22 protein-coding genes are annotated in these 24742 nt (G+C 52.2%); 16 read left to right on the top strand and 6 right to left on the bottom strand.

The genetic code is table 11. The annotated features are described in order from the left end of the window. Window positions 1-12 precede the first annotated feature (12 nt). The 11 genes from E5354_RS03835 (at window position 13) to E5354_RS03785 (ending at window position 13265) form a co-directional block, all read left to right on the top strand. Window positions 13-894, top strand: a complete 882-nt coding sequence (locus E5354_RS03835; protein ID WP_123395189.1) for a serine/threonine-protein kinase — start codon at window positions 13-15, stop codon at window positions 892-894. Between the two features lie 36 nt (window positions 895-930). Beyond that, window positions 931-2298 (top strand): PP2C family protein-serine/threonine phosphatase, encoded by a 1368-nt coding sequence (locus tag E5354_RS03830; protein WP_123395188.1) that lies wholly within the window; start codon window positions 931-933, stop codon window positions 2296-2298. 15 nt (window positions 2299-2313) lie between these two features. Further along, complete coding sequence (locus tag E5354_RS03825) at window positions 2314-2991, top strand: FHA domain-containing protein (RefSeq protein WP_135946489.1); 678 nt, start codon at window positions 2314-2316, stop codon at window positions 2989-2991. A gap of 39 nt (window positions 2992-3030) precedes the next feature. Further along, window positions 3031-4695 carry an FHA domain-containing protein gene (locus E5354_RS03820; protein WP_123395186.1) on the top strand — a complete coding sequence of 555 codons (1665 nt, stop codon included), beginning with the start codon at window positions 3031-3033 and terminating at the stop codon, window positions 4693-4695. Beyond that, window positions 4692-6212, top strand: coding sequence for a WG repeat-containing protein (locus E5354_RS03815; RefSeq protein ID WP_135946488.1), 1521 nt, complete (start codon window positions 4692-4694; stop codon window positions 6210-6212). Before E5354_RS03820 ends, E5354_RS03815 begins: the two co-directional genes overlap by 4 nt. Before the next feature lie 13 nt (window positions 6213-6225). Beyond that, window positions 6226-7035 (top strand): hypothetical protein, encoded by an 810-nt coding sequence (locus E5354_RS03810; protein WP_123395184.1) that lies wholly within the window; start codon window positions 6226-6228, stop codon window positions 7033-7035. 160 nt (window positions 7036-7195) lie between these two features. Next, on the top strand, window positions 7196-7591 hold the full coding sequence (locus E5354_RS03805) for a DUF488 domain-containing protein (RefSeq protein WP_135946487.1): 396 nt from the start codon (window positions 7196-7198) through the stop codon (window positions 7589-7591). 80 nt (window positions 7592-7671) lie between these two features. Then, window positions 7672-10599 carry a glycoside hydrolase family 3 C-terminal domain-containing protein gene (locus E5354_RS03800; protein WP_136419346.1) on the top strand — a complete coding sequence of 976 codons (2928 nt, stop codon included), beginning with the start codon at window positions 7672-7674 and terminating at the stop codon, window positions 10597-10599. An 85-nt stretch (window positions 10600-10684) separates the two neighbouring features. After that, the gene (locus E5354_RS03795) at window positions 10685-11158 is read left to right on the top strand and encodes an acyl-CoA thioesterase (RefSeq protein ID WP_135946486.1); all 474 of its coding nucleotides are present in this window, start codon (window positions 10685-10687) and stop codon (window positions 11156-11158) included. 1 nt (window position 11159) lies between these two features. After that, window positions 11160-12002, top strand: coding sequence for an HAD-IIB family hydrolase (locus tag E5354_RS03790; RefSeq protein ID WP_135946485.1), 843 nt, complete (start codon window positions 11160-11162; stop codon window positions 12000-12002). Window positions 12003-12032: 30 nt separating this feature from the next. Next, window positions 12033-13265: a sensor histidine kinase gene (locus E5354_RS03785; protein ID WP_135946484.1), complete on the top strand. Its 1233-nt coding sequence runs from the start codon at window positions 12033-12035 to the stop codon at window positions 13263-13265. Here E5354_RS03785 and E5354_RS03780 read toward each other — a convergent pair. From E5354_RS03780 to E5354_RS03755, 6 genes are all read right to left on the bottom strand, one after another. Further along, a complete protein-coding gene (locus E5354_RS03780) occupies window positions 13239-16550 on the bottom strand; it encodes a UvrD-helicase domain-containing protein (protein ID WP_135946483.1) in 3312 nt (1103 codons plus the stop codon). The two genes, E5354_RS03785 and E5354_RS03780, sit on opposite strands and share 27 nt — an antisense overlap. A gap of 17 nt (window positions 16551-16567) precedes the next feature. Next, window positions 16568-16921 (bottom strand): translation initiation factor, encoded by a 354-nt coding sequence (locus tag E5354_RS03775; protein WP_123395180.1) that lies wholly within the window; start codon window positions 16919-16921, stop codon window positions 16568-16570. Window positions 16922-16926: 5 nt separating this feature from the next. After that, the gene (locus E5354_RS03770) at window positions 16927-17403 is read right to left on the bottom strand and encodes a hypothetical protein (RefSeq protein WP_135946482.1); all 477 of its coding nucleotides are present in this window, start codon (window positions 17401-17403) and stop codon (window positions 16927-16929) included. An 18-nt stretch (window positions 17404-17421) separates the two neighbouring features. Next, on the bottom strand, window positions 17422-17799 hold the full coding sequence (locus E5354_RS03765) for a hypothetical protein (protein WP_135946481.1): 378 nt from the start codon (window positions 17797-17799) through the stop codon (window positions 17422-17424). A 110-nt stretch (window positions 17800-17909) separates the two neighbouring features. Further along, window positions 17910-18992, bottom strand: a complete 1083-nt coding sequence (locus E5354_RS03760) for a glycosyltransferase family 4 protein (RefSeq protein WP_123395177.1) — start codon at window positions 18990-18992, stop codon at window positions 17910-17912. Then, window positions 18989-20185 carry a glycosyltransferase gene (locus E5354_RS03755; RefSeq protein ID WP_135946480.1) on the bottom strand — a complete coding sequence of 399 codons (1197 nt, stop codon included), beginning with the start codon at window positions 20183-20185 and terminating at the stop codon, window positions 18989-18991. Before E5354_RS03755 ends, E5354_RS03760 begins: the two co-directional genes overlap by 4 nt. 142 nt (window positions 20186-20327) lie before the next feature. On the opposite strand from E5354_RS03755, the gene E5354_RS03750 reads away from it, so the two are divergent. The 5 genes from E5354_RS03750 (at window position 20328) to E5354_RS03730 (ending at window position 24742) form a co-directional block, all read left to right on the top strand. Continuing rightward, window positions 20328-20714, top strand: a complete 387-nt coding sequence (locus tag E5354_RS03750) for a hypothetical protein (RefSeq protein ID WP_135946479.1) — start codon at window positions 20328-20330, stop codon at window positions 20712-20714. A gap of 38 nt (window positions 20715-20752) precedes the next feature. Continuing rightward, a complete protein-coding gene (locus E5354_RS03745; RefSeq protein ID WP_123395174.1) occupies window positions 20753-21973 on the top strand; it encodes a DUF5309 family protein in 1221 nt (406 codons plus the stop codon). A gap of 2 nt (window positions 21974-21975) precedes the next feature. Beyond that, window positions 21976-22518, top strand: coding sequence for a hypothetical protein (locus tag E5354_RS03740; RefSeq protein WP_135946478.1), 543 nt, complete (start codon window positions 21976-21978; stop codon window positions 22516-22518). A gap of 18 nt (window positions 22519-22536) precedes the next feature. Beyond that, entirely contained in the window at window positions 22537-23913 is a 1377-nt protein-coding gene (locus E5354_RS03735) for a hypothetical protein (protein WP_135946477.1), read from the top strand. A 76-nt stretch (window positions 23914-23989) separates the two neighbouring features. Beyond that, window positions 23990-24742, top strand: coding sequence for a HesA/MoeB/ThiF family protein (locus E5354_RS03730; RefSeq protein WP_135946476.1), 753 nt, complete (start codon window positions 23990-23992; stop codon window positions 24740-24742).

Below are 24742 nucleotides of genomic sequence, written 5' to 3'. Positions count from 1 at the left end.
CATCTCGACACCATGACCCCAATAGTCCAACAAGGCAATCGGATATATCTTACGGTAGGGCGCGACATCTACTGGTATGACATAACCTCGCGCCCGCTCGGAAGCGGAGCCATGGGCACGGTATTCCTTGGCCGAAACCTCAACAACAACCATGACCTTGTGGCGATAAAGCTGGTCAAGGCCGAATATGCATCCATCCCCACCGTGCGCCGACGGGCCCGACAGGAAGGAAGCCTGCAATACGGCCACAACCACCTCATCGAGATGCTCGGCTACTGCGAAAACCATCCGGTCGAAGGCCCTCTCTTCATCGTGAGCAAATACATAAGAGGCATAACGCTCGACGACCATGTCGTGGACAACCTCAATCACCTGCCCGACAGGATAAACAAGATAATCGCCACGGCGTTTCCCGTGCTCGAGGCCCTGTCCTATCTGCACAAGAAAAACATCGTGCATCTCGACATAAAGCCGTCAAACATCATGGTGGAAACAGGCAACTGCAACATTCGACTGATGGACCTCGGCATTTGCAACGTGCGCAGCGCCACCGAGATAACATCGGCAGGCATTCTCGGCACGCCGGGATATGCCGCGCCCGAGCAGTACGTAAAACCCGGTGAGCCGCTCGACATCGACCCGCGCACCGACCTTTACGAGCTCGCCGTGACCTATTACGAGCTGTTAGGAGGCGACAAATCACTGACCAACCGTCAGGGCGACGACAATCCTCCGGCAATTCCCGGTGTCCCCAAGCCCATAATGCAAGTGCTCTACAAGGCTCTGCGCAAGTCGCGCGACGACCGATATCCCTCGGCCGACGCCATGATTGCAGCGTTACGCAATGCTCTCGCACCCGCCAAGCCATGGTATGTTCGCCTGTTTCAAAGTTAATCCTATAGAACTCATTATCATACACAATCGTAAATAATGGTACAATTCAACACAAAATATCCGGCTGAAGGCTACGCCGAGTCACGAATCGGCGGACGCAGCGAGAACCAGGACACCTGTGCCTATGTCGACACTCCGCTGGGACTTCTGGTTCTTGTGTGCGACGGAATGGGCGGAGGTCCCGGCGGAAAGACAGCGTCGATGCTCGCCGCCAAGACCATTTCCGACACTCTCCTCGCCACGAAGCCCGACGACGACCGCGAGCTGATGATCCTCAAGTCCGTCAAAGCCGCGCATAAAGCACTTCTCGATGCAGTAGAGGCCAATCCACAGCTAAAAGGGATGGGCACAACCGTTACGCTGCTGCTCCTCAACGAACAGTCGGCGATGGTGGCCCACGTAGGCGACAGCCGAATATACCAATTCCGCAACGGACACCGCGTATTCCGCACAACCGACCACTCTATGGTAATGGACATGGTGAAGCTGAAGCGCATCAACGAAGAGCAGGCGCGCGTGCATCCGCAGTCCAATGTCATCACTCGTGCACTCGGACACGGCGAAAGCCCCGTCCCCGACATCGAGGAGCTTCCCTACCTTAAAGGCGACCGTTTTGTGCTGTGCACCGACGGTATATGGGGAGCCATGCCCGAAAAAGAGCTTATAAAGATAATAGGAGGTGTGAGCAATCCTGCCGGAGCCGTTGAAGAAGCAGTCGTGAAAATCGACGACATCGGCGCAAGCGAAGGCGGTCACCACGACAACCTCACAATAGCCATAGTAAATACAACTTCTAACTCTATATTGAAAATTCCCATGTCACCAACTGTGAAAAAGCTGTTGATAGCACTTGCCGCCATTGCGGCCGTCAGCGTAATACTTAACATCGTACTGCTTACCCGAGGCTCAGGCAAGGATAAGGAGAAGCAGGAAACGCCGGTGACGGTAACTGCCCCGGCACAAATCGAGCAGGCAACAATCGACTCAATAATAGAGGTGAGAATGCGCGAGCTTGAAGCCAAGAATCGTGAGCAGCTCGACCAAATCGACAAGATGCTTAAGGACAAGAAGGTTGAGGAAGCCACCAAGTCAATAGGCAACTCTCTTGAAAACCTCAAGGTGCTCGAAAAACTCGATCAGCTTATCGCCCAGCTCAACACGCTCATGGAAATGAAAGCGGGCAAGGACAAAAAGGCTGAAATAAACAAAACCATCAACCAAGTGAAGGAACTCACCCCGCAGCTCGAAGCATTGAAAGTGCCTCAGGCCGACATCAATTATGTAGTCACCGAACTGGGCAAGGAAATATGCACCCGCAATCCGTCGGAAAAAGGCGTTAAGGGTCAATATACATTAATAACCAAGCGCATGCGTCAGATACAAAGCGCTATCCGCACTCATTAATCACAACATCCAATCATGAAAGTAATTACCATAGGACGCGACCCCGAATGCAATATCGTGCTCGATGACAACCTAATAAGCCGCCGACACGCAGTGTTGCGCCTCCACGGCACCGGAAAAATCGAGATTATCGACTATAGCAGCAACGGAACGTTTATCAACGGCACCCGAATCGTAAGCAACACCCCATTAAAGATACATCGCAAGGACGCAGTGTCATTTGCTCATGCCAAGACCCTTGACTGGAGCCAGATTCCCGACCCGTCACGTAAGCCTCGCATGATCATCATCATTGTGTTCATTGCTTCGGTGCTCGTTACTATTGCAGGAATCGTAGTTTCGCATCTGCCGGCAAGTAAATCCGACTCAGGTGCATCACAGGGCATCGAGGTCTATGAAAATACCGAGCAACCCGCTCAGGGCAACGGCAATGCTACCGCCAAGCCCGACGGCACAACCGCCCAACCTGAAAAACCTAATCAGGAAGAAGCATCGTCAAGCGACATAAAACTGGCTCCCGACTCTCGCATTCTCAATGAAGTCGACCGCAAGAAGCGCGAACAGATTGAACGCGAGAAGAAGAAAAAAGAGGAGGAGGCCAAGCGCAAGCAGGAAGCTGAAGCAAAGGCCAAGAAAGAGGCCGAAGCTGCAAAAGCCAAGAAGGAGCCCACGCGCCGTCGCGGCACAATGTAACAATGAAAAAACAAAATAAACCAATAACATAAAAAAGCTATGAAACTTTTTAAAATCGGCAGCAACTCAAAGTGTGACATAGTGCTCAATTCGCCCTATGTAAGCGGACTTCATGCCGAACTCACTTCTCTACCTGAAGGCAACTTCATCCTGGAGGACAAAAACAGCACCAACGGAACGACCGTAAACGGTAAAAAAATCGAAGGCGCTAAGGAAATAACAGTAGTAAGAGGCGACAAAATCGTATTCGGCGACACGCCTTTGAACTGGAATGCCATTCCTCAGCATGAAAAATTCACTGATTGCAAAAAGGTTCTCAACATCGGCTCCAACTTCCGTAACGAGCTTCAGATTACCGATCCCTATGTAAGCCGTTATCATGCCATCCTGAAAATCGACAAGAATGGCAAGCCCTACATCAAGGACCTCAAGAGCAAGAACGGAGTGCTGCTTAACGGAATAAAGATACCCGCCAATCAATGGGTGCCCATAAAGTATAAAGACACTGTAAACCTTGGCAACATCGACATCACCGACCAAATCAAGGGAGTGATTCCCGTTCCGTGCCCATGGCTTAAGATTGTAGCTGCCGTGGTTATCGCAGCGGCTGTACTGGTAGGCGGATATTTCGGATACAGGGCTCTTAACGGAACCGAGATCGGCCTTGGCGGTGCCAAACCTACCATCGCCGATGTTCGCACCTCGGTAGTATACGTGACTGCATCATTCCAGCTGAATACCCGCTTTGAAGACTGCCCGATACATCCTGAAATATGGAATGCCGTCATAAGGGCCCATTATCCCAACATCGGCAACTGTGACACCGGCGAACTTCCCGTACAGATTCAAAGCTATAGCGCAACAGCGTTCTTCCTTGACCGCGAAGGTCGCATGGCAACCAACCGCCATGTAGCGTCGCCGTGGGAGCTTGAATACCTCCCGGCAAGTGAAAGAGCTGAGATTAGAACCGAAATGGAGAAAATGGTCAATGAGCAACTGCCTCTTGAAATCAACCAAGTGGGACGTGACCTTGTCGACACCTACAATGCGGCCTATCAGATGAGTCCGACCAAATTCATGCTTTGGGGCATGATCTATACCCAGGCCCAGAATCTCTACGCACAAGGCAAGATTTCCGATTTTTACGGCTACATCGACTCCCTTATTCGTCAGCTTAAGAACTGCAAGCGATCAATCACCGGCAATATGCTCTCGATATCGGTAGGATATGCAGGCATCAACTATACTCATGAGGATGAATACGACCGTTGCGATGTTGTCGCCGTGTCGCCTTCCGACGATATGGACATAGCTATCCTGCAGCTCAACAAGAAGCGCACTCCCGACATTGTCAAGTTTGTATTCTCACCCGAGAACTTCTTTACCGGCACTCTCGAACCACAGAAAGACAAGCTCATGTGGATCGGCTATCCTCGCGGCAATATGATGGCTCGCGACCAGATAACCCACTCAATCGAGCCTCAGATACGCAACACAGTTTGCTCAAAGGTTCCGAGCAAATACTCATTTGAGTTCCAGGGCGAATCACTTGGAGGAGCCAGTGGCTCACCCATCTTCAATGCCGAAACATTCCAGCTCGTAGGTGTACTGTGGGGTGGATACACCACCGGTGCCACTTACGGTCTTGCCTGCCAGGCCAAGTATCTTAAGCGATTGTATGACGAAGAAGTAGGTAATATATGATAAAGCGTCTGTTACTTTTTACTATTCTAATAACTGCAGCAGTTTCGGTCAGCGCCGAAACTGCTGTATGGTCAGTATTGCCCGAGTACAACGGCATCACCCGTCTTAGTGACGACCTGTTTATCGTCGAGAAAGGTGCGCGCTCGGCAATAATCGATGCAAGCGGCAAGGAGGTCATACCCATGACACTCGACTCCATCACCCCCATGGTCGACGGCAAGTCGCTCCTGCTCACCCGCGACGGCAATGACTTCCGTCTGCGTAGCATTATATTCGAGAATCAGCGCATAGTCAATGTCGACGGCGAATACTTTGTAGGCGACTATCCCTTCTTCTCCGAAGGCATGCTCCCCGTCTACAACAAAAAGGGCTACTATGGTTACATCGACGATGAAGGTCGACTCGCGATTGAGTTCAAATACCGCAACATCCATCCATTTTCCGAAGGACTTGCATCGGTAAGCAAAGTATCGACAGGAATGCTCGGTTCAGTAAAAAACAAGGTCAGCGACCTTGCCAATAACATTACAAAGCGAAAGACACGCGTCTACTTCATTGACATGCACGGAAAAGAGCTTAAGCTCCAGAAGGACATAGGCAACATAACGATGGGTAGTACGTTTCTCAACGGCGAAAGCGTTGTGGAGGACACAAAGGGCAACTTTTTCGTCATCAATACACAAGGACGAATGATAAAGCGCCTTGGCAATGAGGATCTCACCTTCGACGACCGATATTCGGTAGTGAGCGATGACGATGTCGCACAACCTGTAAAGGCCTCGGGACCGCAACCCTTCTTCGACAACCGTAAATACGGCTATCGCTCGACTAAGGGAAGTGTAGTAGTCGTGCCCCAGTTCAATTACGCCTACCCGTTTGAAAACGGCCACGCAATCGTAAAGAGCGGTGCCTTTTGGGGAATTTTGGCTTTGAGCGACGGCAAATTCGATGTGACAAAACGCATCGTCGTAAAACGCCGAAAAAATGTCGACGAAGTTGTTGAATACAATGTCACCGTTCCCGCCGGATATGCCGACACACCGCTGTCGATGGTAATAGATGCCGACGGACAGAAGACCGAGGAAACCTCGGAATCAGGAGCCACGCGACAATTCAAGATAAAGACTCCGGAATCTGACTACAAGCTCTATCTAATGTCGTCCAACCTGATTCTGTGGTCGGCCAATGAGGATGTGCAGACCAGAATGGAAACAGCCGACATGATGCGCATTTCGGTTTCAAAAAGTTCAAAGGCCGACAAAAACGACCGCGCACCCATAACCGTACGCATCAGCAACCCCACCGACGATGAAGTGACGATCGAAGTGAAGGTAACCGGTGAAAATCTCACCCCGGTCACCAAGACTTTGACCATCCCCGAAAAATCATCTCGCTCGATATCTACCGCCTTCAACAATGTCACTGTGGCTTCATCCAAAACAGTAGCAGTGAGCATCGAGGGAAAGACATCGTACTTCAAGGTGAATCCCGTCACTCCATTTTTTGTAGATTTTTAAACTTATTCAAAACATGAAGACAATATTACCCGTAATAACACTGGCATTGGCCACCTCGGTTGCTTTTGCCGCCGACTTTGACGATGCGCTCAACTATGAAACCATCACATTGAAAAGCGGCGATAAAGTGTCGGGCTACATTGTTAGTCAGAATAACTCGGAGTTCTTCACGTTCAAGCCGGTGGAACAGTATGTCGAAGCTGATACGTGTATCGCCGACACGGCAGTTGTAGAGGTAGTGCCGCTTGACATGACGGTAGCCGATTCAACTGTGGTTGAGTGCGACAGCGTGGCCGAGGTCGTCGTCGAGCCTGTCGATTTCTCATTGGTCGATTCAGTGGAAGTTGTCGAGGCGGTTGACAATCCGTCGGAAATCCGATTGAATTGGGACGATGTAAACTATATCGAGCGCAACACCTCGCTGGGCGGCATACTCGATGTAATAGTGCTTGGCGACAACACTGAGTATGTAGGTTACATCATCCGCAACAACCCCGTAAGCGGCATCCGATTCAAGACACTCGACAACAAAGTCCACATGTTGAAATGGGATGACATCGTCATCTACAGCCGCCGTCCGCTCGACCCCGAAAAGTCCATTTTGAGTCAAAGCCCCCTCATTTCGACCTACACATTTGCCGGATTGAAACCCCTTGAGGGACTTATCGTGGAGCAAGACTACGAAACTGGACTTATAACCATAGAAACAGCCGACGGCTCGGTTCAGCGCAATTCGGCAAGAATCACCAACATAACCAACAGGCCCAACGAAAACCTATACACTCCTAAACGCAAAACTACCAAGCGCAGAGCGGTGTATTGATTGCCATTGATTATAAAGAGATCTAAATTCAATATCAGAGAGAGAGAGAAGGGCGCAGCTGCATCACGAGCGGTTGCGCTCTTTTTTTAATTGCCCCCATTCCAACATAAATATGTCGTAGAGTGTTTTTTCAATAGGACAATTTTAAAACACATAAGCCATGACTGATATAAAAATCAAAAGAGCCTATGAAGAAGCCGCTCCTGCCGACGGCTACAGAATACTTGTCGACCGATTGTGGCCCCGTGGAGTCAGCCACGAAAGACTTGACTGTAAACAATGGGCCAAGAACATCGCGCCTTCAAACGATCTGCGCGAATGGTTTCACGAGGACCCCGACCATCGTTGGAATGAATTCATGACGCGTTATCGCGATGAATTGAAGGCATCGCCCGACTTCGTTCCGTTTGTAAATGAAATATCGCAATATCCGATTGTAACTTTTGTGTACGGGGCACATGACGAGCTCCACAACAACGCAGTAATTCTGCGCGATGAGTGCATTGTGGCACTTGACATAACGCCGATTAACAAAATTAATGAAAATATTGTTTGATTGAGTTATAATAACTAAATTTGTACATTCCGCTCCTGTGAGCCTTTTAACTTTAAACCATCATTATAAATACCGCGACAATGAAGAAAATAATTTTGTCATGTGCCTGTGCCATGCTGCTTGCATTTCCCATGGAGGCACAGAAAAAAAGCGCAGTTTCATTCGACTCCTATGAATGGAACTTTGGCAAAGTGAATGCAGCCGAGGGGGCTGTATGCCACACTTTTAAGTTAAAAAACAAATCAAAGGAACCGGTAAGCATCAGCAAGGCCATACCAAGCTGCGAATGCATATCGGCACAATACCCCACCACCCCGATTGCTCCGGGAAGCACCGCCGAGGTGATGGTGGTGTTCACTCCCGCCAAATCCATCGGCAAAAGCTTCCGCAGCGTGGAGCTTCTCGACGACAAGGGCAAGACTCTTGGCGCACTGTCGGTAGAGGCCGTAGTAAACGAAGGAGCGACACCAGCCACCTATTATCCGTTCCGCAATCCGCAGTTATCCAACGAGGAGCGTGTTGAAAACCTCATTTCACTGCTCACCCCTGAAGAAAAAGTGGGTTTGATGATGAATAAGTCGATATCGGTCGACCGCCTCGGCATCCCCTCCTATAACTGGTGGAGCGAAGCATGCCACGGAGTGCGTCAGGACGGCTACACCGTATATCCGCAGCCAATCGGCATGGCCTCGGCTTTCAGCCCCGAGCTGGTCTATAACGTATTCTCAACCGTTTCCGATGAGGCAAGAGCCAATTGGAACCGTTCCGATCATGACATATTCAATGTGCCAATGGGAGTAACCTATTACCCCGGCAATCCCGAACTCACATTCTGGTGCCCTAATGTCAACATATTCCGCGACCCTCGTTGGGGACGAGGACAGGAAACCTGCGGAGAGGACCCCTACTTGAACGCAGTATTGGGAGTGCAGACCGTGCTTGGAATGCAGGGCAACGACGACCGTTACTTCAAGACTCATGCTTGTGCCAAGCACTATGCCGTACACAGCGGGCCCGAACCTTTGCGTCACACCTACAATGCTTCGGTATCGATGCGTGACCTGTGGGAAACCTATCTCCCCGCCTTCAAGGCATTGGTCCAGAAAGGCAACGTGCGCGAAGTGATGTGTGCCTACAACCGTTACGAAGGAAAGCCTTGCTGCACAAGCGACCGATTGCTCGTCGACATCCTTCGCCGCAAGTGGGGATATGACGCAATCGTATTGACCGACTGCGACGCCATCAATAATTTCTACAACAAGGGACAGCATGAAACTCATCCCGATCCCCTCTCGGCATCGGTCGACGCAGTGCTCAACGGCACCGACCTGGAGTGTGGAAAGGTGTTCATGGTACTCACTGAAGCCCTGGATAAAGGAATGTTGGATGAGAGCGTTCTCGACGACCATCTGCGCAAAACACTCTTGGGACGCTTTGAGCTCGGTATGTTTGACCCCGCCGAGATGATCCCGTGGAACAACCTCGGTCCTGATGTAATCAGCAGTGAAAGCAACCATGAACTTGCTGTACAGGCCGCTCGCGAATCAATGGTGCTGCTTGAAAACAACGGTGTGCTTCCGCTCTCGAAAGACATCAAGACAATCGCCGTTGTTGGCCCGAATGCCGACGACACTTCAATGCTCAACGGCAACTATGGCGGTACACCCACCGAAGCTCACACCCGCTCGTTGCTCGAAGGTATACGCGCTGCATTGCCCGACACCAAGGTCATCTATCAAAAAGCTTGCGAGCTGGCCGACGAATACAATACAATACCCCATCTGCAGGAATTTAATGACGGCAAAGGTGTGCTCGTAGAGTTCTACAACAACGACAACTTGAGCGGACAGCCTGCAAAGACCGACTACTACAACAAGATTGATTTCTCGACATTCGGAGCATGGGGATTTGCCCAGGGCGTAAGCAAGGACACAATCTCAGTAAGAATATCGGGCAGCTACAAGGCTCCCTTTACCGGCGATATGCAATACACTCTCGCAACCGACAACGGATACGTACTCAAAATCAACGGTGAGGTTGTCGACAGCGTAGCCGCAGGCTCATCACGACGCGGATTCGGTCGCGGTGCCGTCGACTATAAGTCATTCCCCGTAAAGGAAGGCGAAACCTACGATGTAATCATCGAATACAAGCATGGCAAGTCCAACTTCGCAATGTTGCGCGGCGACATCTGCCAGCGTCAGTTGGTTGAATTTGACGATGTAGCCGATGCTGTCAAGGATGCCGACGCAATAATTGTCATAGGCGGTATCTCGGCTCGCATGGAAGGTGAAGGCGGCGACAAAGCCGACATCGAGCTTCCCAAGGTTCAGCAGCGACTGCTGCGCGCAATGCACGCCACAGGCAAGCCCGTCGTAATGGTCAACTGCTCGGGATCGGCAATCGCGTTCGGCAGTGTGGAAGGACAATATGACGCTCTGCTTCAGGCATGGTATCCCGGACAGGGTGGTTCGCAGGCTTTGGCCGAAGTGCTCCTCGGCGACTATAACCCCGGCGGAAAACTTCCCGTTACGTTCTATCGCTCCAACGACGACCTGCCCGACTTCCTCGACTACAGCATGGACAATCGCACCTACCGTTACTTCCGCGGCAAGGCTCAATATCCTTTCGGTCACGGACTCTCCTACACCAGCTTCGATTATGGAAAGGGTCGTCTGTCAAAGTCATCGATGAAGTCCGACGGCAAAGTTACGCTCACAGTGCCTGTGACAAACACCGGCGACCGCAAGGGCGATGAAATCGTACAGGTCTATGTCAAGGCTTTGGACTATCCTGAAGCTCCCATCAAGTCGCTTCGCGGATTCCAGAAGCTCTCTTTGGCACCCGGCGAAACAGCAAAGGCTTCGATAACTCTCGACGGCGAGGCATTTGAATACTACGATCCCTCTATCGACGAACTGTCGACCCGCCCGGGACGCTATCAGATTCTCTACGGATGCTCGTCACGTGACGAAGATTTGCAGTCTATCGACTTTGTAGTGAAGTAACAATTCACTTTTTATAACAACACAGTCCCGTATCGACACCGGACATCGCGGAGGTCGATACGGGATTTTTTCGTAACTTTGCGCCATGGCAGAAGTAATAAAATTACCGGCTTCACAAAATCCACGTGTGCCGGAACCCCGATTCCCATTCCGTCATCTGGTGCCGCTACAAATGCGGTTCAACGACATCGACATGCTCGGTCACCTGAACAACGGAGTGTATATAGCGTTTTTCGATCTTGGCAAGAGCCGTTACTTCCTCGACATAATGCCCGATGGCGTCGACTGGAAGCACATCAACATTGTGGTCGCAAACATAAACTGCGACTTCCATGCGCCCACCTATATATATGAAGAAATCGGTGTGGTGACAACCGTTACCGAAATGGGCGAAAAAAGTTTCGTCATGGAACAGCGCATCGTCAACACCAAAAGCGGCGAAGTAAAGTGCGTAGGGCGAACAGTCATGGTGGGATTTGACATCGCCACGGGACATTCGGCTCCTATCGAACAGAAATGGATTGACGCAATTGAACGTTACGAAGGACGAAAACTTTAAGATGAAGCGAACTCTCTACGTAACCGACATGGACGGCACCCTGCTCGACGACAACAGCAGGGTAAGCCCCGAATCGGCCGAAATAATAACCGACCTTACACGACGGGGCGCCTTGATAACCGTTGCCACAGCCCGCACTCCGGCCACGGTAAATCCGCTGCTTACCCACACCGTGACATCGCTTCCGGCAATAGTCATGACCGGAGCCACACTGTGGGACCGCAACACGATGCGTTACATCGACACCCGCTTCATATCGCCCGAAACATCACGGCTCATACGCGCTGCCGCCGACCGTCACGGTGTAAATCCGTTCATATACACATTCGACGACAAAGGCATGCTCACAGTCTACCACAACGGCGAGCGAAGCATCCACGACGACAAGTTCATAAACGAGCGCATGAATCTACCCCTCAAACGCTTCCACATCGATGAACCGGCGGGAATGAATCAGTCAATCCCCAACACCGTACTCTTCTTCGCCATGGGACCATGCCAACGCATAAATGCTCTTGCCGACGACCTTCGTCGGTCAATCGACTGCTCGGTCAGCAACTATGTCGACATCTTCGGCAAGGATGTGGGCATCATCGAGATATTCGCGCCCGAAGTGAGCAAGGCCAATGCCGTGAAGCGTCTTGCACGTGACATCAACGCCGACCGCATAGTCGTGTTCGGCGACAATCTCAACGACCTCCCCATGATGCGGATAGCCGACCTGTCGGTTGCCGTGGACAACGCATTGCCCGAAGTGAAAAATGCCGCATCGACAGTCATCGGGCCCAACACCTCCCACTCGGTAGCCCGATTCATAGCCGAAGACTTCGAGCGAATGCAATAATACTCACGGCTCAGCCGTTGTTATTACATCATGGCCGACATTTACGACAAGCGACGCTACGGCACAATGGCATTTCTTGCCGTTGCAATAGCTCTTGTCACAATATTCCTCTACATCTCCAACCGAATCGTACGCGAGCTTGCCTCCCAGGAGCGCGAGCGCATGGAGATATGGGCCGACGCCACGAAAGCAATCGTCGCCCCCGAAACCGACAACAGCGACATCGCCCTTCCCGGCTCGGCCGACATCGATTTCCTGCTACGCATAATCGAAGGCAACCGCAACATCCCCGTATTGCTCACCGACAGCGACGACAACATCCTACTCTACCGCAACTTCAATCTGCCGGAGCCGGTCGACACTCTTCATCCCTACTCTATCTCTGAAAAAAACAGCAAGTACCTCAACGACAAACTTGCCTCGATGAAGAAAACCAACAACATCATACACATCACCATCTCGCCCGACAACGAGCAGATGCTATACTACGAGGACAGCCGACTGTTGAAAATGCTCAACTATTTCCCCTACATCATGCTGGTTATAATGCTGCTCTTCATCTCCGTCGTCTACTATGCCGTGACATCCACCAAAAAGGCCGAACAAAACCGAGTGTGGGTTGGACTGTCCAAGGAAACGGCCCATCAGCTCGGCACACCCATATCGTCACTTATGGCATGGATCGAGCTGCTGAAGAGCCGTGACATAGACCCTACCGTCACCGAGGAGATGGACAAGGATGTAAACCGGCTGTCGACCATAGCGTCACGATTCGGCAAAATCGGCTCACGCCCCGCCATGACTCCGGTCGATGTAAACACTGCTGTATCCAATGCCACTCGATACATGGCCGCCCGTATATCAAGCCGCATCGCCTTGAAAGTTAATCTGTGCCAACAGCCTCTCATCGTTTCAATGAGCGCACCGCTGCTTGAATGGGTAATGGAAAATCTCATAAAGAATGCCGTAGACGCCATGAAAGCCGACGGAGTAATCACTGTGACCACATCACGCACTCCCCGATATGCGCTGATCAGCGTCAGCGACACCGGCAAAGGCATTACTCACAATCATTTCAAGAAAATATTCAACCCCGGCTACACCACCAAGAAACGCGGTTGGGGGCTCGGCCTTACGCTTGCAAAGCGCATCGTCGAGCAATACCATCACGGACACATATATGTAGCGTCGTCCGAGCCGGGCAAAGGCACCACGTTCAACATCGAGCTCCCCGTGTCACACCCGGGTGATGCGCTTCTGTAACGGATACCACAGGAAGCCTCTCACTTCCACATCGGGATAGATTTTTGAAATCAGCCTCATATACCCCTTCACCTGCCGTATATACCCTGAAGGCTCTTCCTCGCCGAATTTATAGTCAATGACATCGATAGTGCCTTGCGAGGTCCACACCACCCTGTCGGGGCGGTAATTTCGCACACCGTCACCCGTTGGCACGGCAATGGTGCTTTCGCGCAACAGTCGGCGATAACCCTCAAACCATTCATCAATCCGCTCGTCGGAAAGTGCCTCCGACAGCTCGGCGACATATCCGTCGATTTCATCATCATCTATGAATCCGCGTGCGGCACGACGACGCACTGCGCGCTCCACATCTCCACGACGGCGCACTCCGCTCATTATCGAATGTAGCACGATGCCTCGTCGGCGCGGACGCTCCATATCCTCAAGATCCTCTATACGGCTCATTTCCCATATTCCGTCATTGTCATAGGAATAGTAGGCCGGCATCTCTACCATCGGTTCGTCACGCTGATCAGCTTTATGATCGACAGGCTCGCCAAATTCAAAGAGGTCACAGGAGTCAACATGATTCTTCAGCGGGGCAAGCAATCCCGGCAGCGGCTCATTGTTGCAGCAAAATGCCGCATCGGCCACCGAAAATGCATTGGCAAGCAGGAAATCGGTTGTTGGCAATGATGTACCGTCAAGTTGCTCGACCTTTATTTTCTTCAACGGCGTATAATAGAACATCAGTTCATTGACCGCTCGCGTGCATGCTACATAGAGCAGATTAAGTCGGTCGACATATTTTTCTGAAACAATCTCCCTGTAACGCGGGTCAAACATGGTACCGTCAAGCCCCTTGCCTACCGACAAAGGCACAAACGGAGGAACGCACTCCTTATCAAATCCGTCACGCACAAAGTCGTCAAGAAGAGCTCCCTCGGCATCACGGGTTCCAAACCATGCTATATCCGACTTGCTATTGCGCGGCAATCCGCAAAACGGCATGTGTACACAGGGAAATTCCAACCCTTTGGACTTGTGTATCGTCATCACCTTTATGGCATCGAGCGAAGCCGGGGTCGAAAGCTTGCTATAACATCCTGTAGCATCCCACCATTTCATGAATGAATGGATGTCGGCATCGGCGCGTGAACAGAAATCTATCACCATGTCCTGAAAGGCACACACATACACATTCTCACGGCTCAATGTATCAACATCAACATAACGGCCTATAATTCTCTCCACAAGCGACGGAAGATTGATGCAGGTCATGTCGGCGGCCTCCATGGCAAGTTCATCGGGTGTGTCATCGACAAATGCACGTTCAAGCGCACAGGCTGCGTCGTCGCCTTCCGACGAAAAATATTCATATCGGTTTACAAGACGGGCTATAAGCTGTTGCGGTGTAGGAGTTTCGCCTTCAAGAGGCTGTCGGGCGTCAATAAAGCGCAACACACTTACAATCTTTCGCACCGACGGAGCTGCGCTTATCGCCAGTGAATCGTCGCTAAGCACCCTTAAGTCGCTCAGTTCTTCGTCTTCGAGCTTCGCGTCAAGCAGTCGTTCAATTACTGCACTTCCCTGGGTCCACTTGTGTACCAGCACCGCTATATCGCCCTGCCGGTAACCTTGCTTCAACTGACGCTTTATCTCTTCCACCATATTATCAAGAGCCTCCTCGTCATCAGCACTCGGAATAGCCTTGACATAACCTTTCATCTCCTTCTTGGCTATGTTCTGCACCACACCGGCATAATGGTCGATGACCTCTTTCAGTCCTATGCGTGACATCAGGGCCGTGAACAGGGTGTTATTGAACTGCACTATCTCACGCGCACTACGCCAGTTGGTGTTCTCCTCAACGCTGTTGCCGAATAAACGGCTGTCACGCTCAAACTCTTTGGGTACATCGTAGCTCAACAGTTTGGGGTCGGAATTGCGAAACCGGTATATCGACTGTTTTTCGTCGCCTATTATCAGATTGTCATTGCCCGTCGAAAGGCTCTCCCTCACAAGTGCGCCAAGATTGATCCATTGAAGACGCGATGTGTCCTGAAACTCATCGATAAGGAAGTGACGCAGCCTCACTCCCATTCGCTCATAGATGAACGGAGCCTCCTCCTGATTTATGATGCGCCGCAATATATCGTTGGTGTCGCTGAGCACTATCGAGTTATTCTCCTTCTGCACCTCCAGCGCATGATGCACTATATCGCCTATGAGGCCGAGATTATAGACATTGCCGCGCATTAGCTTATAGGTGTTGTAGCGTCTTGTCAACGCTATGCAATCGTTCAGCACCGCCCCTATGGCATCGTCAAGGTCGGCTGAGAATAGTTGCGCCTGCCTTACCTTATAACGTGCATCGGGATTGGCGGCAGCCTTAACCACCGTCATGTTAAGATCCCTTACCTCACCGGAGCTCCACTCTCTCAGTCGGTTCATTACATGGTGATTCACACTGGCTGTGAGGCCTTCTCTCTCAATTGCCTCACACACCCGTGCCGCCTCACCGGCTATCAGCTTCGGAATCTCACTGATCTCGCTGTTAAGCTTCTTGGCAAAATCCGATATTTTGTTTTTGTCAGCAAGATAATCTTGAATCTCCTTGGCGTTAAGCTTGTACACCTCCGACAACGCATTGTTTACAAAATCCACAAGAGCGCCGTTAAGATTTGAGCCTCGATTGAATATGTTGTAGGTTTCGCCGGCCTCTATCTTCGACAGCATATACTGTTCAAGCCATGCAATGAGCATGCGCATGTCGCCGCTCCGCCGTGACTCCTCGGGTGTGGCACGGTTTATCGACGACAGCATCTCGCTCACGCCTATGGCTATGGCGTTCTTTTCGTTCAGTTCAACCTCGTAGTTGCCGGTAAGTTCGGCTTCGCGGGCAAATGTACGCAAAACCGTCTGAAAAAACGCATCGATAGTACTCACATTGAAAAAGCCGTAGTCGCCTAGAAGCGAAAACAGTGCATCGCGGGCTGCATTGGCAAGTTGCGTTGAATCACATCCGAGTTCCTTGCACAACCGCTCCTCATAGTCGCTTTTGCTTCCATTCACCGCATCGACATGCGCAAGCATCGCGAGCTGCTGCACGATGCGTCGCTTCATCTCGTCGGTGGCCTTGTTGGTAAACGTTATGGCAAGTATAGCGCGATGACGCTTCCTGTCCGATGCAAGTCGGTAATTTCCCTGTTCGTCGCCGGCACCGAGCAGTAGCTTTATATAATTATAGGTAAGCGTATAGGTTTTGCCCGAACCGGCCGATGCCTTGTGGATATTGAGCATTTATATGTAATGACGGTTTATATGATTCGGGCTTTGTAGCCTAACGACTTAAGCGCGGCAAGCACATCGCTGCGACGGTCACCCTGGATGAGTATCTCTCCGCCGCGAGCCGAGCCGCCTGTGGCAAGTTTGCGTTTCAAAGCCGAAGCCAATTCGGCCAGCTCGCTGTCGCTTCCCGTAAATCCGGTTATTATTGTCGCCTTCTTACCTCCGCGTCCTTTCTTCTCCAATATGATGTCGAGCCTGTCGGCACAAACTGCAGCCGGGCGTGTATCGGCATTTTCGTCCGACACATCATTGTCGTCACCATTTGGCAAGTCGGGATTACGGTCGAGGAAATCCTGCAAGGCCGATTGCAAGTCAATGTTCATGGCGTTTAAGGTATCATGTATGAATCATCATCGGGTACAATCAACAGCGTGTCGCCCTGTTCGTCTATCTCAGGCACTGCGGTGGTACTGCGCACAATCGACGAAAGCAGCACTACCTGCGCCATCTCGTCGACACCGAGTCGGCTGTAATAATCCATAGCCCCCGCCGAGTCGCATTCAAGGGATTGCATATAGGCCTGACGGGCATACTCCACATTGTCGTCACGGTCGGTGTGGTCGGCAAGCTGCATGTAAAGTATGGCAAGTTTACACAAATCCTCTACTTCTACATCGGAGTCGTCACTCTCGACCGCATTGCGCACCTCGTCACACATGCTCTGCGCCGAAGCAAAGTCATTGTTCTCAATCAACAGCCGTGCACCGGCAAGATTCTCGGTGGTAGTTGCCGCAGTACATCCGGCAAGCGTCACCACGAGCAGGCTAAATAGCACAATGTGAAGTTTCATAGAGTGTATATTCATAAATTTCGGTTATTGTTGTCAATCTTTATCGGGAGTCACCTTGCGATGGTAGAGATATTCGATGCCGTCCTTGGCAAGTGTAAGGCTCAACTCGTCATGTCGCGTTATAAGTCGTGAATATTTAGTCGCAACATCACCGAGAACCGAAGTATCGCCCACGGTCACCATTCTCGTAACATCATTGTCGATTACAAGCGAATCGTTCACTACATTCCATGTACCCGGCACCTCTATAGTCAACACATCGGGCTTTATGGCTCGCATCACCGATGTCCCGTCGTCGTTCAATTCAAGCACGGGAGTGTCATCCGACAGCTCGTTATTATAGTAAACGCCCACTATTTCACGCGCCTCAGGCGACAAGCCACTACACGACGACAGCAGTAATGCTGACATGAAAGCTGAACACGAATATTTCATTAATGACCTGAATATTTTGTTATCTATCGCAAATTTAAGAAATTTTCCGTTTACACAATTATTTATCGGCAGTAATTTTTCCATCCTCATCGCGACAAATGTCCGTAAACCTCGGCAGTGCGTGCGGCTATCGCATCCCAGTCGTAACGTGACATGTCGTAACAGCGCCGCCGAGGAGCCACACGGAGCTTGGTGTCGATAAGCCGGGCAAGATCGTCACAGTCGCCTCGCTTGAAAAAGTCAGATCCGTCGAGCTCGCTCAGCCGGTTGGCCCTAATGTCGCTCACCGCCACATCAAGACCATAGCTCATCGCCTCAAGCAGTGCAATGGGCAAGCCTTCATGATAGGACGGCAGCACGAATAAGGCCGAATGTGACATCAGCTGTTGCAGAGGCTCTCCCGAAATGTATCCCGGCATCACCACTCCGGCCTCGACCGCCATAGCCTTTAGCTCGTCGCTGTAATCGTCGCGATGGTCGGCATCACCGGCTATAACCAGTCGGAAGCCCTTTGTCCTGATTTTCCCGAACGCCATTATCAAGTCGTGAAGGCCCTTCTCCTTAACCAGTCGGCCTACAGCAAGCACATAACGGCCACGCTCCACGCCTATTGATTTAAGATAGTCGTCGCCCTCGGTCACGCATGCCGGCTCGACTCCGTTGGGAATCACCGTGACATCGCCTCGCCCGTATTTCGACTCAAGCACATCGGCAATAGGCTGCGATATGGCAATCACCTCATTGGCAAAACGCACACCGACCCGCTCCCCCATGCGCAAAACAGCCTTTGCCACTCTTCCCCACTTCTCACGTTCATAGTCGTGACCATGATTGGTAACCACCACTTTCATTCCTAACAGACGGGCAAGCGGTGCAAGCAGCGAAGGCCCCACCGCGTGCAGGTGAACCACATCGGCACGGTCGATGCCGGCCTTGAAGACTCCGAGCAGGGTGTGACACATCGCCTCAAGGCTCTTTATCCTCGGAGCATATACATCGATAAGACGCACTCCCCGATACTCGTTGCGAGGCGAAACATAGCAACGCCTTCTCACGACCGTCACATCCATTCCCATGGACGCAAGCCGTGGATAAAGCCGCTCGCAGTGGGTTTCCACCCCTCCCGCCACATCAGGAATGCCTCGTGTGCCTAATACGTATATCTTCATGAACCGCTATATATACTCATCAATGAATCGTAATGCCGTGACGCGCTGAATCGCGCTCGTGTGTCACGTGCTATCGCCTCGTTGTCGCGCAGTGAGCGCCACTCCTCTTTCATCGTCCATGCAAGATCGTCGACATCGCCCGACATGAACAACCGCCCGTTGCCGTCGTCGATCAATTCGGGAATACCGCCTGTTGCGGCGCCCACCACAGGAGTGCCGCACGACAACGACTCGATTGCCGAGAGCGGATTGTTTTCCCACCACTCCGAGGGAACGACCGAAAAGCGCGCTCCGCGCAGCAGTTCCATGACTCCCGCTCGGTCAAGTTTTCCTAAAAACTCCACATTCAGGCAATCGGCGTACCGGCCCCTCAGCTCATCGGACAACGGGCCCTCTCCGGCCACTTTCAGCGGCAGCGACGACATTGTCGCCGCCTTCAGCAGTGTATCGACACCCTTCTCCTCCGAAAGCCGCCCCGCATAGCAGCAATAATCACCCCGCCTCGATGCTGCATCGCCACGGCCTGCGGGCGACTCGTCCACGAAGTTGCACACTACGTGTATTTTTCGTGCGTCATATCCGGCGCGTATCATGACATCGGCCATGAAACGGCTCGGACAGATGAAAGCATCCACACAGCGTTCAAGCACCGTGCGCCGCCAACGCCAAGCCTCGGCAAAGGCAAGCGCCGAGGCTTTAACGCTATGCTTCATGCACCGGTGCAGCAGAACATTGTGCAGTCGGTTGCCGAAGCAATCGGTGCAATCAACCCCGTTGCGGCGGCAGCTGTAGGCGGGACACACAAGCTTATAGTCATGTAGAGTCCACACCACCCTTATGCCCCGTTCATGGGCAATAGCGGCTACCACGGGCGACAGATAGGAGTGAATGTTGTTGAGATGAACCACATCGGGCCTCACGCGGTCGACTATGGCCGAAAAACGGGCCTTGACATCGCCAATGCCCAGTACACGCCGCGCTGCCGGAAGCAAATGTGCATCACGGCCGAAGAATTTCACCTCGGGAGCGAAGAAGCCGCTCCATCGCGAAGGTTCGTTTAGCCCGTAATCCATGGCAAACACCGCCACCTCATGGCCGCGGTCAAGCAAAAGTCGCTCAAGGTTAAGCACATAGACGCATGCGCCTCCTCGACGATAGTAGAATTTGCTCACCAATAGCACCTTTGACTTCATGTACGCAAATTTAACTAATAATTCATTCTCCCAAAATTTTCATCAAAGAAAATCGCTTCGCGACATTATGGGGTGAAATCCGGCTTTTCCGCATCATAACTTTGCAATGTGAACATCAACCGACAACAATATCACTAATACCATGGAAACGACACCAGCCATTCAGGATCCGGAAGTCAATGACACTACCGTTCCATCGATCGACAACGCATCTTCGACAGTCGACCTGTCGGAAATCGTAGCCCGCGACCCGCGTGCAGCCCACTTCATCGTCGATTTGCTCGCCGGTGTAGAGGCCGGAGAAGCTGCTTCAAGGCACTTCTCCACGCCTCCGCCGCCTCCCGACGAATCGCTTATTCTCGAAGCCGAGAATCGAGGCTATCTGCGCGGACGCAACGAAAGTGCCGCGGAAATCATGAAAAGTCCCGGGATGTACCAGCAGCCTCATTCCCCCGACAGCTCCCCCGCCAACTCCTCACATGAATCCAAATTCATGCTCCAGCCGCCGCGTCGCAGCGTTTGGGATTAATCAACTCACTTTTTATAAACACACTTTTAAATTAATTTATGGAAACACAAATCGTAGAAGGATTTGCAGGCGCGTCACACGTAAAGGGCGCTCCGCTTACAACCACAATCACACGTGAAGTTTCGGAAGAATTGCTCCGAAACGAAATCGACGAGCGCATCGTCAAGATTCGCCCCATGTCGACTCCCATCGACCAGATTTCACGCCTCGCCGATGCTCGCCTCAGCTCAAGCATGATAGTCGACTACTACTCGGTCGACACACCGCCCTCGGTATGCAAGCTGTTTGAAGGCGTTGAATCAAGCCAGACATCCGACATCGCCGAACTGTCGGTCGACAACATCGCGATGTTCAGCCCCTCCGACACCATTCTGCTTCCGGGTGTGAAGGGCAAGGCTCCGGGCAGCTGCCTCATGCTCTATGTCATCAGCACCGGCGACAAGCTGCGCGTAAAGGCGATAAATCCGCCGACCGAGAACACCTTCCCCGCTTTGAACTTTGAGCAATCCATGATAAGAATGGGGCGTGCGGCTGCCGAACTCGATGTGCAGACATCGCAATCCGAAGCCCTTCCCATAAAGCGTCGAAATTTTTGTCAAATATTCAAATGCCAAGTCGAACAGTCTATCCTTCAGCGACTTTCAGCCAAAGAGGTGGGATGGAGCCTGACCGATCAGGAGGAAACGGCACTCATCGACATGCGCCTGAGTATGGAAAAGAACTTCCTGTTTGGTGCCCGAACCCGATTTGAGAAAGACAACACCCACGGCGAGGTATTTACCACCGAAGGCATCTGGACCCAGGCGGGCAAGGAGTTCTCCTACGTTAAGGACAAATTCAATGAAGAGGAGCTCGTAAGGCTATCGCGTGCGGCATTCACAGGCAACGCCGGGTCGTCACGAAAAGTGCTCATAGGCGGTTCGGGCTTCATCGAGCAGCTCAGCATGCTGCCCCATGTTAAGACAGCCGGGCCTGCCGAAACCGTGACCCGCTGGGGAATCGACTTCACCGAGATCACTACCAAATTCGGACGCCTCTACGTGGTGCTGAGCGAAGTCTTTGATGCTTGCGGACATGCCGATGAAGCAATGGTGCTCGACCCCGAATACATCCAGAAGTATTCCCACATCCCCTTCAAGGCAATGCCCATAGACCTGCGTTCAAGCGGTCAACGCAACTGCGAGGCTATAGTGCTCACCGAGGCTTCCTGCATAGTGTTACGCTATCCCGATGCTCATCTGCGCATCGTAACCAAGTGACGATGGTAATCGAAATGACCCACGCGCAACTGCTACAGGAGTGGCGGTTGCGCTACCTCCATGAACCGGTGAACGACGACTGCCCCTACACGCGGCACGACGGCATTGACATCGACAGGCTTTTAGCCGGAAAAATGCGCGACTGGTATCTTGACCTGCTCGACAACGCTCCGCTGTCGATGCTCGCCCCCATGGAGATTCACGACCGAATCACCAATCAGATTGTCGACGACGAGGGATGCCTGGTGTTTAAATTGCCCGACGAGTGTCGTAAGCTGACAGCGGTGAGAGCCGAAGGCTGGACACGCGATGCCGCAATAACCGCCGACATGTCGAGCCGCACGGCGCAGCTTCAGCTATCGCCCTACACACGCGGCGACACGCATCACCCCGTAGCGGTGATCGACAACCGTGAGGTGCGCCTCTACTCCGTTAAGCCGGGTTCCGCGGCAAAGGTTGAAAAGCTGCTCGCGATAGTCGATACGCCGGGCATATACCGGTTTGATGAAAAGGCGCTTTCAACGATTCCCTCGCCCGATTTTTAACTCTAAATCAGCACAATAATGAACGACACGAAAAATCATCTTGACAAAGCATTGGAAACATGGCTGGCCGGAGCCCAACTAAGGGCTCAACGGCTTCGCCACAAGCGCTACACATTCGGCAAGCAGTGGAGCGACAAGGTGGAAATGTCGGACGGACGGGTGTGTGACGAGCACACGGCAATGCGTATAATGGGCTACAACCCCGCCACCAATAATCTCATACGCCGCCTCCTGAAAAGCATCATAGGCTACTACCGCTCCTCCATCGCGGCAAATCGCCTTAGCGACGATGTGAACAATCTGCCCGAAATCGACGCCCGCACACTTGAGGAATTCCTCATTTCGGGATGCGCCATACAGCGCGTCACCTATGAGTGCCGCCGTGGAGGACTCGCCCGATGGGTCGACATTGTAAGTCCCGCCCGATTCTTTATAAACTCCGTCACCGACCTGCGCGGCGATGATGTGGAGATTCTCGGACAGATTCGCGACATGTCGCCCAACGAGGTTGTAATGCGTTTTTCAATGGGCGACCGCCGACGCGCAGATGCCCTGCGCAGCCATTTCGCAAAATTGGAGGCTGCCGGCAATTGCCGCTCCACCGCTACAGGAGCATCGGTCAACGATTACATCTCATTTCTCGACGCGCCCAAAGGAATGTGCCGCATAATTGAGTCATGGGAACTGGAAACGGTTGAGCAATATCTGTGTCACGACCCGATGTCAGGCGACATATTCTACCGCAACGGCGATGCCGCGAATGAACTGGAGAATGAAAACAAGTCGCGAAGCAACGACAGCAAGCCGTTGATTGAGTTTCGCTGGGACATTTCGACCCGATGGCACTGCCGCTTCATGTCGCCCGACGGAAGCCTGCTGCACGAGGAATACTCCGACTCGCATCCCTACGTATTCCGGTTCTATCCGCTGATTGACGGCGAGATACACTCTTTCGTGGAGGATGTGATTCAGCAACAGCGCAATGTCAACCGACTGCTCACTTTGAACGACCGCATCCTGTCGACTGCCGCAAAGGGCGTACTTCTTTTTCCCGAAAACCAATATGCCCGCGACATGTCAATCGAGGAGGCCGCAGCCAACTGGGCCGCTCCCGACGGAGTGGTGCTCTACCGTGCGCAGCCCGGAATGCCGGGACCTCAACAGGTGGTGTCGTCGCCGGGCGATCTCGGGGTCAACAGGATGCTCGACCTGCAGCTGAGGCTCATCGAGGATGTGTCGGGGGTGAACGGCGCCCTGAAAGGACAAGCGGCCTCGGCGGGCATGTCGGCATCGCTTTACGACAGCCAGCACCAACACGCGGTGAGTTCGCTAAGCGACATTTTCGGAGCGTTCTCGACATTCATCGAGGCCCGCAACCTGATGCTGAAACCGTGACTATGCGGGCAAATTCATATATCGGATTTGCCCGTAACGCCAAACTTGCCTATCTTTGCCTAAAACTGACAACTCTATGCCACTATTCAATGACGATGAACTGAAACGCTACAGCCGACATCTGTCACTGCCTGAAATAGGCATTGACGGACAATCGAAACTACATGACGCAAAAGTGTTTATTGTAGGAGCCGGAGGACTGGGTTCGCCTGTTGCTCTCTACCTTGCCGCAGCCGGCGTGGGCAATATATGCATTATCGACGGAGATGTCGTTGACCTCTCCAACCTCCAACGCCAGATAATACACTCCACGGCCGATGTGGGCCGCGCCAAGGTTGAATCGGCATCGCAATCCATGACAGCTTTGAACCCCGGCGTAAAGGTCGAGGCCGTTTCAGGGCTCCTTACCGCCGACAACGCAGAGTCGCTCATGGCCGACTACGACATAATAGTGGATGCCACCGACAGCCTTTCGACAAAGCTGCTGATCAACGACACCTGTGTGGCACTCGGCAAGCCTTTTGTGCATGGAGGGATGTACCGTTACATGGGTCAGGCGATGACCTACGTTCCCGGCTCACCCTGCTATCGGTGCCTCTTTGCCGGAGAGGAGCCTGTGCAGCCGGGCAATGAGGTCGTAGCCGGTCCGTTTGGTGCCGTAGCTGGCATACTTGGATGCATCCAGTCCGCCGAAGTCATAAAATATATCACCGGAATAGGTCGACTGCTCACAGGTCGACTGCTGCGTTTCGATGCGCTCACAATGGAATTCAGCACCTTCAATATACCGGCCTACAACAGGTGCCGATGCCGGCGACCGATCAAATAA

Origin of the sequence: Muribaculum sp. NM65_B17 (assembly GCF_004793735.1) — a bacterium.
GTDB classification, from domain to species: domain Bacteria; phylum Bacteroidota; class Bacteroidia; order Bacteroidales; family Muribaculaceae; genus Muribaculum; species Muribaculum gordoncarteri.
Note: the sequence above shows the minus strand (reverse complement) of the source record. Positions and strands in the feature narration are given on the sequence as shown.